We start from the raw sequence: 14,971 nt of genomic DNA on the forward strand, positions 1-14,971 counted from the left end.
CCGTGATCTTGGCTGATTTCGGTTGCTATGGCAGCCGAAACTCGCCAAGGTCAACTTTGTCCGTGTCGGATGCTCCGTGCTTCCGCCGCGCTTGCGACTCTGCCCGTCGGGAGTGGACGATTCGCGCGTGGATATTCTCGTGATCGGCGGCAGCGGTCTCATCGGCTCCCATATCGTCGACGTGCTCCGTGAACGCGGGCACGCCGCCCGGCCGGTCGCGCGTACGCCGGGCCCGGACGTCGAGCACGTCGCCGACCTTGCGACGGCCACCGTCGACGAGCTGCGCCCGATGCTGCGAACCTGCGACGGGGTGGTGTTCGCCGCGCGTACCGATGAGCAGAAGCCCGTCAAGAAGCCGCTATATCCGGTGTTTCGTCGCGATCTCGTCGACCCCGTCGTCCGCCTGTTCACCGCCGCCCGCGAGGAAGGTCTCACCCGCGGCGCGATCATGGGTTCGTACTACACCTACTTCCACCGTATGCATCCAGAATGGACGCTTCCGGAGTGCCACGCGTACGTCCGCTGCCGCCTGGAGCAGGCCGCCGAGGCGCGCGCGGCAGCCGGGCCGGACCTGCCGGTGACCGTGATCGAGTTGCCGTTCGTGTTCGGCGTGGGCGGCGGCCGCCGGCCCAACTGGTCGGGGCCGCTGGACCGCTGGGCCCGCTCCGCCTGGCCGCTGCTCATGCCGGACGGCGGCACGGCTGCCACGACCGCCCGGCACGTCGCCGAGACCACCGTCGATGCGCTGGAAAACCGCGCCGCCGAGGACCTTCCGATCGCCGACGAGAACCTCACCTGGCGCGACATGCTCGCGCGCATCGCGGAAAGCGTCGGACGGCCTCGTCGCGTACGCCGGCTGCCGATCGGCCTCGCCCGCGGGGCCATGCGGCTCGGCGGAGCACTGCAAGCCTTGGGCGGCAAGGAGACCGGCATCAACCTGCGCCACCTCGACCGGCTGATACTCAGCGAGCTCTTCGTCGAGCCGCTCTCCGGCCGCCCGCTGGGAGACGCGGTCGCGGCAACCTTCCCGGCCCGGCAGCCGTGACGGTTGAGCCCGTCTGTCAGTCGAACTTCCGCCATCGTCCTTCGGAGACCACCTCGACGGAGCCGTCGACGACCTTGATGGCGGTCTGTTCGTCGATGGCATAGGCCGGGACCCCGATGTCGGCGGCCCACCGCTCGGCGTCGGCCATGGTGTTCGTGGGGAAAGCGTCGAGGTGCGGGAAGATCGAGAAGTCGACGACGCCTAAGGTGCGGTCGTCCGGCGCCGACGGCCACTCGACGAAGTCCGCGCCGATCCGAGGCGTCATCACCATGCTGCCGGCGCTGACTCCCGTCCAGACCTTCTCCGGCAATGAAGGCAGCAGATCGGCCAGGCCGGACTCCCGCATCCAGTGACAGAGGTAGGTCGCGTCGCCGCCGTCGACCAGGAGGACGTCGGCCTCCTGGACCCACGGGACCCATCGTTCCGCGCCGATGGTGGGCAGCGCAGTGAGTTCGAGGACCCCGAGCGACGCCCAGCCCAGGCCGGAATGGTGCTGCCACGTGGACTCGGCGGCGATGAATCCGCGCACCGATTTCGGGCCGCACATCGGATGACCCCATTGGGCCGTCGGTACGCACAGGGCGTGGCACTCGGCGATCGGTTTGCCGAGAAGCTCCACGAGTGCGGAGTGGATGCTGGGGTTCGTGACTCCGCCCGACGTGAGCAAGAGCTTCAAGGTTCCTCCAAGAATCGTGCGCGGGCCAGGTCGCCTTGCTTCACAGTCGGTAGGTGGTCTGGCTGAACGGGCCGCCTTTGGCGAAGGCGTACGCCTTGTCCAAGGCCACCTCGAAGACGACGAGCTGGACGCCGGGCGTACGGGAAACCACGGCGCCGTCGTGGACGTCGAGGTGCCAGCGGCCGTCCCAGCGATCGCGGTACAGCACGGAGAGCCGAGTCAGCAGGGCGTCGTCGGACACCGCGACGGCGGTCCCCTCGACGGCCACGTCCAGGCCACGGTCCCAGGCAGTGTCGCCGGTCAGCATCAGCACGTGCGGATTGGCTTGGAGGTTCGCGTACTTCACCTCGTTGCTGCCCGTGTGGAAGTACACCGTCCGCTCATGGACGAGAGGAACCACGGGCGTCGCATGGGGACGGCCGTCGGGCCGTACGGTCACGAGCCAGGCGACCTGTGCCGCGGTCAGCCTGGCTTCGGTCTCGCTCCAGGGGATCGCCTCGGCTTCTTCGTCGCTGTAGCGACGGTCGAGGTGTTCGCGTACCGGTTGCATCGTGCCTCCTCGTGAAGAGCGTTCATCACCACAACGAAGCACTCGCGCCGGATCCGACACTCTCCAGCAAAGTTTTCTGACGCTGATGCGTGCGCCGGCCGGCCCCCGTCGGTCCGACCGGGAGTCCCCTCGACACGTTATCCGGGGATATCGCGGCTTCGGCGCGCTCGGGTTCAAGGGGACGTTATCCCGGGATAACGCGCCCAGCGCGGCCGGGTGTGTTAGCCCGGTCACGCGACCTGACAGTTCGGTGAGGTGCGCCGTCGATGGAGGCGAGACCACATCGAGGAGGCACCACCATGGACCTGCAGACCGTCGCCGACCGAGTCGAGATCGAGGCGCTGCGCGGCGAGTTCACCGACGCGGCGATGATGCGCAACCGGCCGCGTCTCGCTGCGCTGTTCACCGAGGACGGCGTACTGCGGATGCCGAACGTCCCGGTCGAGTTCACCGGGCGGGAGGCGATCCTGGCCGGCGGCGAGAAGCTGCAGGCGCAGTGGGACTTCTTCGTCCAGAACACGCATCCGGGGAGCATCCAGCTGGCCGGTGACAGCGCGACCGGGCGGACCTACATGCACGAAGTCGTGCGTACGCTCACCGGCCACGAAGGGATCAACTTCGCGATCTACCACGACCGCTACCAGCGGACCGCCGACGGCTGGAGGTTCGCCGAGCGGGTGTATGAGGTCCGTTACCTCGACCCCTCCCCGCTGGCGGGCGGCGCTCCCGAGGCTAAGCCGAGCGAACCAGGATTCGCCGTCGCCGCAACGGATGCGGCTCTCGATCGCACTGTCGCTGCGTTGACGGCGAACGGCTTCACCGCCGAGATCGTCGACGATCTGCCGGCTGCGCGTACGCGGGTCGCCGAGCTGATTCCGGCCGGAGCCAGCGTCTTCACCAGCGCCAGCGAGACGCTCCGGCTGTCGGGGATCGACGACGACATCAACCGGGGCGATGCGTACGACCCGGTGAAGCCCCGGCTGTACGCGATCGACCGGGCGACGGGAGCCGACGAGATCCGGCGGCTCATGTCCATCCCGGACGTCGTGGTGGGCAGCGTCGCGGCGGTCACCGAAACCGGGTCGCTCGTCGTCGCCTCCGCCACCGGGAGCCAGCTTCCGGCGTACGCGGGCGGGGCGGCGAAGGCCATCTGGATCGTCGGAGCGCAGAAGGTGGTGCCGGATCTGAGCACCGCGCTGCGCCGGGTCGAGGAGCACGCACTGCCGCTGGAGGACGCGCGGGCCAAGCTCGTGTACGGCAAGTCGAGCGCGATCAACCGGCTGCTCGTGCTGAACGCGGAGAACCCTGGTCGCGGCACGGTGGTGCTGGTCAGGGAGGCGGTCGGCTTCTGAACCGGCGTCAGGGCGGGCGGATCGTCATCCCGGTTGGACGAGGAGCCCGCCCATCGCCGGAGCCGAATCCGTGACGAGGTCCCAGAGCAACGGATCGCCGAGCGCGACGAGCGCGACGAGCGGATCGGTCTGCCGCAGGTACGCCAGGTGGCGGCAGGCGTGCGCCGCCACGTCCGCGACGTCGACGTCCGTCGATGCCGGAGCGAGTGGATCTGCGGCGTACGGGAGTGGCCGCGACGGGTCGAGCGGCAGCGCCCCCGACGGATCGGGATCGGGCAGGGCGGCGTAGGTCAAGATGACGCGGCCGCCGTCGAAGCGCCAGGACGTCGAGTGCAGCAGGCCGTCGGCCAGGCCGGTCAGGGTCCGGGCGAGGGCGTCGGGATGTGCCCCGTGCGGCAGGTCGGCGCGGCGGGTCCGGAAGCGCAGCCGGCCGTCTGGGGCGCTGAGCAGGACGGTCTCGACGACGGTCGAGGAAGTCATGGGATTCCTTCGGGCGTGCGGCGGATCGAGTTCAACGAGGGCGAAGTCGATCAGCGACAACACAGGGCGGCGGCCACGCGCCCGAAGTCGACGTGGCCGCGCCGGGTCAGCATGATCCGCACGGGCACCCCGAAACTGTATCCGACGAGGCGGCCGACCGGAAGCACCGGCGGTTGACAGCGCTCCTAGGGCGCGGCATGATGCAAATCCGTCAATGTTTGATGCGATCATCGCGTCAAGCCCGCGCGTTCCGGGTGCGCAGCGGATCCTCACCTCCACGGAAGGACACCGCCCATGCCCGGAAGTCATCCCTCGCGCCGCCCTGCGCTCATCGCCGCGTACACGTTGGTTCTGCTGGTCTTCGGCCTGCCGATGTCGGCGACGGCCCGGCCCGCCCCCGAGAAGACGTGCGGCGCGGGCCTGCAGGCCATCGTCACGACCGCGCACGTCGTCTGCACCCACGGACCCGACGCGGCCCCGCCCGGCCTCGACATCCACCGGCCGGTCGCGCCGCTCGCAGCCTCGCTCACCGTCTCGGCCCTGCCCGTCTGCGAGGGCGACGGGGTCACCGGCAAGCGGGTCGAGGTGCTCTACGTGCACGGCTCCACCAGCCGGTACGCACAATATCTGGAAACCTTCCGGACGTTGGCCGAAGGCGTGGACGCGATCTACAACGCGAGCGCGGCCGAGACCGGCGGCGAGCGGCACGTCCGCTTCGTCACCGAGACCGTCAACGGGCAGTGCCGCCCGGTGGTACGCGACGTGCAGATCGCCGATTCCGCGCTCAACGCCAACGACTGGGCGCCGTTGCTCAACGCGGTGCAGGCGGCCGGTTACACGCGGACGGACCGGAAGTATCTGCAGTTCGTGGACGCGACCGTCTACTGCGGAATCGGCGGCTTCGCCGGGGACACCACCAAGAGCGACAGCAACCGGTCCAACGTCGGACCCGAGTACGCCCGGGCCGACAGCGGCTGCTGGAACGCCGGTGTCGCCTCGCATGAGCTCGGCCACACCCTCGGCGCGGTGAACAACAACGCGCCCAACGCCTCGGGCAACGCGCACTGCGTCGACGAGTGGGACGTCATGTGTTACAAGGACGCCGACAACGTGACGCTGGTCTACCGCTGCACCGACCAGTCCCACGACAACCGGCTCGACTGCAACCACGACGACTACTACAACACCAACCCGCCCGCGGGCAGTTACCTGGCGAACAACTACAACGTCGCCGACAACCTGTTCCTGATCAAGGGTGGCGGCGGCACCACGCCTCCGCCGTCGACGACGTTCAAGCTGACGAACGGGGCTTCGGGCACCTGCCTCGACGATCCCGGCGGCAGCACGACGAACGGCGTACAGCTGATCCTGTGGACCTGCAACGGCGGCACCAACCAGACCGTCACCCAGAGCGGGGCTGCGCTGCAGATCCTGGGCAAGTGCATCGACGCGTACGGGGCCGGGACGGCCAACGGCACGAAGGTCATCCTGTGGACGTGCAACGGCGCGACGAACCAGCAGTGGACGCTGCGCTCCGACGGCTCGATCGCCGGGGTGCAGTCCGGCCGCTGCGTCTCGCCGCTCAACGGCGCGACTGCGAACAACACGCAGCTCGTCTTGTTCGACTGCAACGGTCAGGCGTACCAGCGCTGGACGCGTAGCTGACCCGACGCCCGGCCCGCCCGCCGCGTGTGGGCGGGTCGGGGAGTCAGGCTTGGCCGGTGGCGATCTGGCCGATCTTGCCGTCGACGATCGTGAACCGCCACCGCGTACGCATCTCGCCCCAGGTGTCGTTGCGATACCGGGCGGTCAGCGCCAGCCCGTCGTCGTCCTGCTCCTGGATCTCCAGGTGCCCGTTGACGGTGAAGATCTCGCGGTCGATCCACTCCTCGAGGTCCTGCTGAGTGCCGTCGTCGGACAGCGTGGCGTCCGGCGTCAGCGCCGACAGGAACCGCGGCCGGTCGCCGGAGTTGATCGCGTCGACCAGCTCGCGGACGACCGGGTGGATGGCTGTCTCGCTCACCTTCGCATCGTAGGCAGGCCGCCTGGCACCCCGCCCGAGGTTGCGAGATTCCGACCGGCCGGCGGTGATCGAGTACCCGTGGTCAGCGATTTCCGCCCGGTTTACAAGGTCAAGTACCCGTGGTCAGCGCAAAACCAGGGCTTGAGCGCTGACAGGGGGTACTTGATCTTCGAAATCGAGCCTTGAGCGCTGACCCGGGGCACTTGATCTTGAAGCAAGGCCTCGGGTGGGAGAGGCCCGGATGGTCGACCCTCGAAAGTGGACGGTCAGGCGGCGTCGCGGGCGCGGGCACGCAGGGCGCGTACGACGCCGTCGCGGCCGTCCATGACGACGCGGCGCAGTGCGGCCGGCCGGTCGGATCCGGCGAGCCAGGCGTCGGACGCTTCGAGGGTCGCGGCCGAGATCTGGAGGCTCGGATAGGTCGCGTTGGCGAACCAGAGGCCCATCTGCGCGTCGAAGGTCGCGTACGCGTCCTGCACCTCGGCGAAGTAGCGGTCGGCGTACGGCGCGGTCACGTCTTCCTGGCCGGTGTGCTGGAAACCGCTGCCGAGGCTCATGACCTCCCAGTTCGCCCGGCCAGGTCGGGTCAGCCGCTCCCACGCGTCCGCCTTCGCCGCCGCGGTGGGCAGCAGCGCTCCGGAGTGAGCGGCGTGCTGACGGCCGCTCGCGGTCGAGTCGCGTTCCAGTTCGGCGGCGATCCCGGGGGAGTCGATCGCGCCGAGGGCGGCCAGCGCCTTGACGACGTGCCAGCGCAGGTCGACGCCGAGGACCAACCCGTCCGGTACGCCGTCTCCGCGCAGCCAGCCGAGGAGTACCGCGATCTCGGCGGGCGTGCGGGCCGAGTCGGCGTACGTGCGCGCCCACACCTGCTGCAGGTCGCTGCCCGGCTCGGCTCGATCGAGCGCCGTCCGGGTCGCGGAGTGCAGCGTCGCCCAGCCGGTCGGCTGCCACCCGGGGTCGGTGAACCGGGCCAGTGCCCGGCGCGCCTTGGTGAGCACGGCCGAAGCGAGGTTGGCGTCGGACTCGGCGGGCAGGTTCGCCGCGACCTGACCCACGTACGCGCGGGCGGGCAGTTCGGCGTCGCAGACCATGTCCCAGGCGGCCGACCAGGCGAGCGCGCGCTGCATCGGGTGCGGAAACGCCGACAAGTGCCGGAGCAGCGTGGACGCCGACCGGTCGTCCAGCCGGACCTTGGCGTACGCGAGGTCGTCGTCGTTGAGCAGCAACACGTCGGGCTGCTGCTGACCACGGAGGTCGGCGACGTCGGTGCGGTCGCCGGTGACGTCGGCCTCGATCCGCGTACGCCGGACGAGCCGGCCGTCGGTCAGGTCGTAGAGGCCGATCGCAATGCGATGGTCGCGTAGCGTCGGGTGGCTCTCCGGGGTCTCCTGCCGGATGACGACCGCGCGATACGCGCCGTCGGCGTCCACCTCGATCTCGGGCCGCAACGTGTTCACCTCGGCCGTACGCAGCCAGCGGCGCGCGTACTCGCCGAGATCCCGGCCGCCGGCCTGTTCGAGGGCCCGCAGCAGGTCGGCGAAGGTGGCGTTGCCCCAGGCGTGCTCGGTGAGATGGGCGCGCACGGCGGCCAGGAACGTCTCCTCGCCCACGTACGCGACGAGCTGCTTGAGGACGCTCGCGCCCTTCGAGTAGGTGATCGCGTCGAAGTTGCTCTCGGTGGCGAGCGTGTCGGGCACTTCGGTGTAGATCGGGTGCGTGGAGGAGAGCTGATCCTGCCGGTACGCCTCAGCCTTGGCGGTGGCGAGGAAGGTGGCCCAGGCTCCGGTATGCCGGGTGACGCTCGTGACGGCCCAGTAGCCGGCCCAGTCGGCGAACGACTCGTTCAGCCACAGGTCGTCCCACCAGCGCAGGGTGACCAGGTCACCGAACCACATGTGGGCCATCTCGTGCATGATGACCATCGCCCGCCACTCGTACTCGACATCGGTGGCCTTGGATCGGAACAGGCACAAGTCCTCGGAGAACGTGACGCAGCCGAAGTTCTCCATCGCGCCCATGTTGTACTCGGGCAGCAGGAGCTGGTCGTACTTGGGCAGCGGATAACGGATGCCGAACGCGCCCTGGAAATGGTCCAGACCCCGCTTGGTCACCTCGAGGAACTCGGCCGGGTCGAGGTGCTCGGCGACCGACGCCCGGCAGTACAGGCCCAGGTCGATGCCGTCGTGCTCGTCGCGTACCTCGTGGAACGGGCCGGCGCAGACGGCGGCGACATAGCTGCTCATCCGCGGCGAACGCTGGAAATGCACGACTTTGGCACCGTCGTCGAGCGGCGTGATCTCGGCGACCGGCATGGTGGAGGTGACCAGCCAGTGGCCGGGGACGGTGACGTGCCAGGTGAACTCGGCCTTGAGATCGGGCTGGTCGAAGCAGGCGTACGCCCGCTGGCTCTCGGCCGGGCAGAACGAGGAGTAGACGTAGACCTCGCCGTCGACCGGGTCGACCGCGCGATGCAGGCCCTGCCCGCTCGACGAGTACGCGAACTCGCCCTCGACGACCAGGACGTTGCTGCCGAACTCGGTCGGCAGCGGGTATCCCTTCACGGAATCCAGATCCAGCGGCTGCGGCTGCCCGTTGAGGGTGACCTCGATCAGCCGCTCGGCGGCGATGTCGATGGCCGTCTCGGTGCCGTGGCACAGGAAGGTGACCTCGGTCCGGGAGCGGAAGGTGCCTTCGCCCGGCCCGCCGTCGCCGTCGGTCAGATCCAGCTGGATGTCGTAATGCGCCACCTCCACGGTGGCGGCCCGCTCGACGGCCTCCGTCTGCGTGATGTTGCGAATCGCGGCCACGTCGCCTCCCCCGTCCGGTTGCTCCCAACCTAGTTGATCGGCCGCGATCATGGGAGGGCCCCGCGCCTCGTCGAAGCGCGGGGCCCAGCGGCGACGCCGTTACGAGGTGAAGGCCTTCACCTCCAGCAAGCCGAGCGACGCACTGCCGGTCGAGGTCAGCACGACGCGTAGGCGGGTGGTCGAGACTCCGGTGAAGGTGACCGTGTTGTACGCGTTTTTGGTGAGCGTGTACGCGCTCGGCCCCGGCACGTCCACGTACGCCGAACCGTTCCAGTACTGCAGCTTCCACGCCGACGGCATGTCGATGCCCTGATCGTCGTCGAAGAAGTAGACCTGGGCGCGGCTGACCGACTGGGCGGCCGGCCACTGGAGTTCGGCCCACTGCGTACCGGTCTCGGGCCAGGTGCCCCATCGGTTGCCCTGGTTGGTGCCGCCGTAGTTCGAACTGGTCGGCTCGTCCCCGTTGTTGACGGCCGCACAGCTTTCCCAAGACGACGTGTAACTGCACACGGGGGTTGCCGACAAGGCGAGGTTGGAATTCGGCGGCGGCTGCGTACCACCGCGGTTGAAGATCTTGATCTCGGTGAGGCCCGTCTTGGCGCCGGACGCGTTCGTCGCCAGTACGCGTACCCGTTGGGCACTGATGGCCGGGAAGGTCACCAGGTTGTAGTTGGCGCGGGGAGCGCCCGGCGACTTGGCCTGGCTGGGGACGCTGACCCAGGCGGACCCGTTGTAGTACTGGATGTCGTAGGACGACGGCGCGCGATAGGTCGACGAAGCCGGTCTGCTGTCTTTGAAGTAGAGCCGGACCTCGTTGAGCGTGCGCGCGGTGCCGAAGTTGACCTCGTACCAGTCCTGGCTGTTCGGCGAGCCGCCCGCGCCCCAGAAGGGCTCGTTGATCGGGAAGCCGTCGACGGCGGCCGAGGTGCTGGTGCCGGAGCCGTTGTAGGAGGCGCTGACCGTCGCGCCGCTGGCGAGGTTGGTCAGGGCCGGGAGGGTGGTGTCGACGCCGGCCTTGGCCAGCTCGTCGAGCACCCGGGCGTCGCTCTGGACGACCTGGTTGGGGGCCTGGAGCGACGAGTAGGAGGTGTTGTAGCCGACGCTGCCGGAGGTGGTGACCGCGCCGGTCGCCGGGTCCCAGGTGAAGGGGACCAGCGAGTTGACGGTGGCGACCCGCGAGCCGTTGATGAAGATCGAGTAGCCCTCGGGTACGCCGGGGTACCGCACCACGCCGTCGGCCGGGTCGTCCCAGACGATGCTCAGGTCGGCGTTGCGGTAGCGGATGTTGTTGACGGTGAAGTAGCTCCAGCCGATGTTGATCGGCGACAGCTCGACCTTGGCGTCGTTGCGCGGCCGCAGCCCGGCGACGTCCTCGATCATCGTCCAGTTGCCGCTGCCCAGGATGTTGTGGTGGATCCAGGAGCGGTAGGTGATCGACGAACCGTTCCAGTTCGCCCAGAACTCGTTGGCGTCCGGGTACGCCGTGTTGCCGTTGACGTATTGGGCGTACGTGTTCCAGTACAGGAGCTTCTTGTACCAGTCAGCGGTGATCCACGAGTTCGGGTAGTTGCGCAGCACCGAGCTGATCAGCCGGAACTGGACGGTCGAGTTGATGGTGGAGAAGTTGTTGCTGCCCGTGCCCGCAGCCGCCTTGTCGGCCTGGTTCGCGGTGTAGAACGGGAAGATCGGGTACTGGTTCGGGTCGTCGAACAGCCGCAGCGCCTGCTTGTAGGTGGTCGTGTTCGGGATCGCGCCGACCGCGAACGGGTAGTAGATGTTGATCTCCTTCCAGGGGTTGAACGCCCCGTCGGAGACCATCCGGTTCTCGAACAGGTTGTGGCTGGGGTTCCACAACACGTTCACGATCGCGTTGCCGATGTCGGCGGCGAGCTGGCGCATCTCGGCCGCCTTGGCGGTGTTGCCGGCCGCCTCGTACGCCTGCGCCGCGGCGAGCGCCCCGCTGTACTGATACGCCGCCTCACCCCGGTCCATCCGGCCGGAGCGCCAGTCGAACGACACCGCGTCGGCGTCGTTGCCCGTCAGCGCGCCCCAGTCGTACTCGATGAGCTTGTTGTTGTTGGTGTCGTAGTAGGACAGCTGGCCCTTGACGTCGCCCTCGGCGTACTTGGCGAGGTTCGCCGCGATCGCCGGCTGGCCGCCGTGGATCTGGTAACTCTTCCAGGCAGCCTCGGCGATGTACTGGGTGTAGCTGTTGGACCAGTTCTCCGGGTCACCCGGATTGTCGACGAACCGGCCGCTCTTGCTGACCTGCCCGGCCGACAGCCAATCCCCGTACGCGTACAGGGGTGTGCGGAGGTACTTCAGGTCGTCGATGTGCATCGGCTGGGTCAGCACGATCGCGTTGTTGTAGCCGAGCGCGCCCTCGACGGAGATCGGGAACTGATAGGTCTGCCCCGGGATGTCCGCGTCGAGGTTGTTGAAGCGCATCAACCACCAGCGGTAGTAGTAGTTCTTCTTCAGCGCCGGTTCGGGCGAGTCGAAGTACGGGATGTTGTCCGCCCACCACTTGTTGTACGCCCGCACGTGGGTGGCGAACGCGGTGGCGTTGGAGTACCCGGCGTACGCGGTGTACTCCGACGACGACTCGGGGATCTCGTTGGCGATGAACCCCATGACGACCTTCGCCGTGGCGGTGGCCCCGGCTCCGATCGTGATCGAGCGGTTCAACCCTCCACTAGAGACGGTGAACCCGTCGCCGGTCAGCTTCGTGGTCAGGTTCGTCAGGCTGTTCTTGACCCCGGTCGAACCGGTGAGCTCGCTCCCGCTGCCGCTCGTGGCGTACGGGGAGACCGCTCGCAGGGTCAGCGTCGTGGACGCCGATCCGGAGTTGGTGATCGACAGGTTCGTCACCGCGACGTTGTTGTTGGTGATGAACTTCTGCTGGGTGATCGTGATCGAGCCGCTGGTGAAGACGTTCTTCGAGTACGAAGGGGCCTGCCAGCGCTGTGACGGCTGCTCCGAGAACGTCCCCGGGCTCGCCGTGATCGTGTACGCGTTGTTGTCGCTGATGCTCTCCCAGTACGCGACGTGCCCGGCGAAGCCCATCGTGCCCGGGGTGTACGTCTTCATGAACAGGGCCCGGCCCCGCGTCATGAGGATCGCGCCGTCGGCGTCGGCCGGGTCGCTGCCGCCGCTGCGCGACAGCAGCCGATCCATCCAGAAGTCGGTGCCGCCGCTCTCCGCGTTGTAGATCGCCTGCATCATGTTGCCGGTGGTGTAACCGACCGGGGCGGCCGGGATCGCCGGTCCGGTGAAGGTCGGCAGTCCGATGGTCTGGGCGGCGTAGCTCGGCGTGGCCTGCGCGGTGAGCAGCGCCGCGCCTAGCGTCGCTACTGTTAATGCCGCGACGCGGCGCCGGAAGGTGGTGCCGGTGGAGCCCATGCGCGTCACCTCCTGATGACGTCGTTGGTGGGGGTTGTCGTGCGTGGATGACCGGCGGGCGGCGGCGGGATGCCGGGTACATCCCGCCACCGCCCGCCGGGGCTCAGGTGCCCGACGTGTACAGCGCGGCGATCTCGCTCGCGCTCAGGGCACGGCTGTAGAGGCGCAGTCCGTCGACCGCGCCGTCGAGGTACGGGTCGGCGTACTGCGAGCGGCCGATCCGGTTGGCGGTGGTGCTGCCCAGACTCGCCGGGGTCAGGGTCAGCCCCGTGCTGCGGGCGACTTCCGCGCCGTTGACGTAGAGGATGCCGACGGATCCGTTGAGCGTCACCGCGACGTGCGTCCAGGCACCGGTGGGCAGTGCGGCGGGCGCGTTGATGCGCTGCTCGCCGCCGGAACCACTCGTCGTGATGGCGAACCGGGCGGTGCCGGAGCTGCTGCGCGGAGTCAGGAACATGTTGACCGACGTGCTGCTGCCGAAGTCGAACAGCCGGGACCAGGTCGTCAGCGTGTCGATGCGGACCCAGGTCGCGATCGTCGCGGCGGCCGCACCGGCGAGGATGCCGGAGGGCAGCGTGACATGGCCGGTCGAGCCGTTGAGATCCACCGCGTTGCCGCTGCGCCCGGCCACCCAGGCGGTGCCGCCGGACAGCGTCGCCGTCTTGCCGTTGCCGGTCGCGTCGGCCGCCGAGGTGCCGCTGGTCTCGTCGAACTTGTACCAGGCCACGAACTCGGGCAACGGCTGCGTCGAGCTGACGTTCCAGTACACGGTGTACCGCTGGTGGTGCATCTTGTAGAACGGCAGCAGCGTTACCGTGCCGGTGCTCGCGGTCGCCATGTACTGCAACGGCGTCGAGGTCGCGGTGATGGTCGACGGGTTCAGCGTCGGCAGCGCCGACAGGTTGCTGGTGCCGTAAGCGCCCGCGAGCACGATCGGCCCGATCTTCACCGCCTGCGTGGTCGCGCTGTCCGGCGCGGCCGACCGGGTCAAGGCCATCGGCATCGTCATCGCCACGACGTCGCCGGTGGTCCAGGCCCGCGTGATGACGACCTGGGTTCCGGGGGTGGCCGCGACCGCGGTTCCGTTCAAGGTCACCGTCGCTCCGGTCGCCCATGAGGGTACGCGCAGCTTCAGCGTGAAGGAGGCGTCCCCGGTGACGGTCAGGCGCGTCGTGTTGGACTCCGGGAAGGTGGTGTCCTGGCGGATCGTCACGCCCTTCGCGGCCCAGTTCACAGTGGACGCAACGAACAGGTTGACGAAGATGGTGTTCGCGTTGTCGTGGAAGTAGATCGTGTCGGCGAACTTCGTGTGCGTCTCCATGCCGGTGCCGTGGTCGCACGTGAAGTCGTTGTAGTCGTTGCTGTAGGTCTTGATGCCGCCGGCGCGCAACGGCGTGTAGTAGGTGACGAAGCCGTGCGCGGAGTCGGGGTCCTGCTCGCCGAGCATCTGGTTCCACAGCGTCCGCTCGTAGTACTCGAGGTAGTCCAGCCGCGCCGGGTTGGTGAAGTACAGCTGCCGGGTCAGCTTGAGCATGTTGTAGGAGTTGCAGACCTCGCAGGTGGAGTCGGAGAGCTGGCCGGCGATCCGGTCCGGGGCCTTGAAGTACTCGCCGTCGGAGTTGCCGCCGATGACGTAGGTGTGGTGGCCGACCACGATGTCCCAGAAGTTGACCGCGATGTCGCGGTACCGGGTCGTGCCGGTCGCGTGGTACTCGCGGATCGCGCCGATCGCCTTCGGGATCTGCGTGTTGGCGTGATAGCCGTTGAGCGCGTCGGTGTTGCTCGCCAGCGGGTCGAAGATCTCCGCGTGGTCGAAGTACTGGGCGGTCGTCAGATGGTTGGCGTCGCCGGTGACCTGATACAGGTTGGCCAGCACCTCGTTCATGCCGCCGAACTCGGTGTCTAGCATGTTCTGCCGCTGGGTCTGGGTGAGCCGGTCCATCCGGAACTTCACCCAGGCCGCCATCGCGGTGAGCACCGTCAGCGCTTGCGCGTTGCCGGCCAGCAGGTGCATGTCCAACAGCCCGGCCATGATCTTGTGCAAGGTGTAGTAGGGCGCCCACACGGACTGCCGGGCCTCGACGCGGTCGATGAAGCTCTCGGGGTACGCCGACAGGAAGCCGGTGTTGAAGCCGGCCGTCGTGGCCCGCGCCTGGCATTGGGCGAGTACGCCGACGATGTAGTCGCCCTTGGTCTTGAACGCCGAGTCACCGGTGTTGGCGTACGACTGGGCGAGTCCGGTCAGCAGATGACCGGTGGAGTGGCCGCGCAGCTCGGTCGTCGGCGACTCCCAGCCGCCGCACGCGGTGGCGGTCGAGGAGAGCCCGTAGTTGAGCCGGAAGGTGTGCAGCAATCGGTCGGCGTCCACGAACTTCAGGTACGCCTGCGTACGGCCCTGGTTGTTCAAGAAGGGGCCGGCGAGCAGGGTGACGGCCGACAGCGGGAACGCGTACGCGGAGACGCCGGTGTCGGGCCGGGCCGCGTACGCCGCATCCCCGGAGAACAGGGGTGCCGTGGTCGCGGCGACACCGGCCGCGACGCCGGTGGCGAGCAGGGTACGCCGGGTGACGGGGGAGTCGTGCATGTGCCTCACCTTTCGTTGGGCGAAACGACGAGGGATTTCCGTTGCCGTGGCG

Annotated in this window: 10 protein-coding genes; 3 read left to right on the plus strand and 7 right to left on the minus strand. The window is 68.4% G+C overall.

The features are described from left to right. The first annotated feature begins 127 nt into the window (after positions 1–127). The gene (locus HOV77_RS05510; protein ID WP_290858359.1) at positions 128–1,045 is read left to right on the plus strand and encodes an NAD(P)H-binding protein; all 918 of its coding nucleotides are present in this window, start codon (positions 128–130) and stop codon (positions 1,043–1,045) included. A gap of 16 nt (positions 1,046–1,061) precedes the next feature. Here HOV77_RS05510 and HOV77_RS05515 read toward each other — a convergent pair whose 3' ends face one another. Next, positions 1,062–1,721: a Type 1 glutamine amidotransferase-like domain-containing protein gene (locus HOV77_RS05515; RefSeq protein WP_290858362.1), complete on the minus strand. Its 660-nt coding sequence runs from the start codon at positions 1,719–1,721 to the stop codon at positions 1,062–1,064. A gap of 40 nt (positions 1,722–1,761) precedes the next feature. Further along, on the minus strand, positions 1,762–2,271 hold the full coding sequence (locus HOV77_RS05520) for a pyridoxamine 5'-phosphate oxidase family protein (protein ID WP_290858376.1): 510 nt from the start codon (positions 2,269–2,271) through the stop codon (positions 1,762–1,764). 299 nt (positions 2,272–2,570) lie between these two features. Between HOV77_RS05520 and HOV77_RS05525 the strand changes: the two genes are divergently transcribed. Beyond that, complete coding sequence (locus HOV77_RS05525) at positions 2,571–3,623, plus strand: LUD domain-containing protein (protein WP_290858379.1); 1,053 nt, start codon at positions 2,571–2,573, stop codon at positions 3,621–3,623. A 24-nt stretch (positions 3,624–3,647) separates the two neighbouring features. Here the strand turns inward: HOV77_RS05525 and HOV77_RS05530 are convergent, their stop codons facing one another. Continuing rightward, positions 3,648–4,103 carry a hypothetical protein gene (locus HOV77_RS05530; protein WP_290858381.1) on the minus strand — a complete coding sequence of 152 codons (456 nt, stop codon included), beginning with the start codon at positions 4,101–4,103 and terminating at the stop codon, positions 3,648–3,650. A gap of 294 nt (positions 4,104–4,397) precedes the next feature. Between HOV77_RS05530 and HOV77_RS05535 the strand changes: the two genes are divergently transcribed. Beyond that, positions 4,398–5,768 (plus strand): ricin-type beta-trefoil lectin domain protein, encoded by a 1,371-nt coding sequence (locus HOV77_RS05535; protein WP_290858387.1) that lies wholly within the window; start codon positions 4,398–4,400, stop codon positions 5,766–5,768. Positions 5,769–5,811: 43 nt separating this feature from the next. On the opposite strand, the gene HOV77_RS05540 is transcribed toward HOV77_RS05535, so the two are convergent. From HOV77_RS05540 to HOV77_RS05555, 4 genes are all read right to left on the minus strand, one after another. Then, positions 5,812–6,126 carry a nuclear transport factor 2 family protein gene (locus tag HOV77_RS05540; protein ID WP_290858393.1) on the minus strand — a complete coding sequence of 105 codons (315 nt, stop codon included), beginning with the start codon at positions 6,124–6,126 and terminating at the stop codon, positions 5,812–5,814. 266 nt (positions 6,127–6,392) lie between these two features. Then, positions 6,393–8,933 (minus strand): aminopeptidase N, encoded by a 2,541-nt coding sequence (pepN, locus tag HOV77_RS05545; RefSeq protein ID WP_290858395.1) that lies wholly within the window; start codon positions 8,931–8,933, stop codon positions 6,393–6,395. A 99-nt stretch (positions 8,934–9,032) separates the two neighbouring features. Then, on the minus strand, positions 9,033–12,335 hold the full coding sequence (locus HOV77_RS05550) for a discoidin domain-containing protein (protein ID WP_290858397.1): 3,303 nt from the start codon (positions 12,333–12,335) through the stop codon (positions 9,033–9,035). A 103-nt stretch (positions 12,336–12,438) separates the two neighbouring features. After that, a complete protein-coding gene (locus HOV77_RS05555) occupies positions 12,439–14,919 on the minus strand; it encodes a beta-L-arabinofuranosidase domain-containing protein (RefSeq protein ID WP_290858400.1) in 2,481 nt (826 codons plus the stop codon). Positions 14,920–14,971 lie beyond the last annotated feature (52 nt).

The sequence above is a fragment of the Hamadaea sp. genome, assembly GCF_013362815.1.
GTDB lineage: Bacteria > Actinomycetota > Actinomycetes > Mycobacteriales > Micromonosporaceae > Hamadaea.

Coding starts and splice junctions, on each gene's coding strand:
- HOV77_RS05520 (WP_290858376.1), bottom strand. CDS start 2,271: ATGCAACCGGTACGCGAACACCTCGACCGTCGCTACAGCGACGAAGAA.
- HOV77_RS05525 (WP_290858379.1), top strand. CDS start 2,571: ATGGACCTGCAGACCGTCGCCGACCGAGTCGAGATCGAGGCGCTGCGC.
- HOV77_RS05530 (WP_290858381.1), bottom strand. CDS start 4,103: ATGACTTCCTCGACCGTCGTCGAGACCGTCCTGCTCAGCGCCCCAGAC.
- HOV77_RS05535 (WP_290858387.1), top strand. CDS start 4,398: ATGCCCGGAAGTCATCCCTCGCGCCGCCCTGCGCTCATCGCCGCGTAC.
- HOV77_RS05550 (WP_290858397.1), bottom strand. CDS start 12,335: ATGGGCTCCACCGGCACCACCTTCCGGCGCCGCGTCGCGGCATTAACA.
- HOV77_RS05555 (WP_290858400.1), bottom strand. CDS start 14,919: ATGCACGACTCCCCCGTCACCCGGCGTACCCTGCTCGCCACCGGCGTC.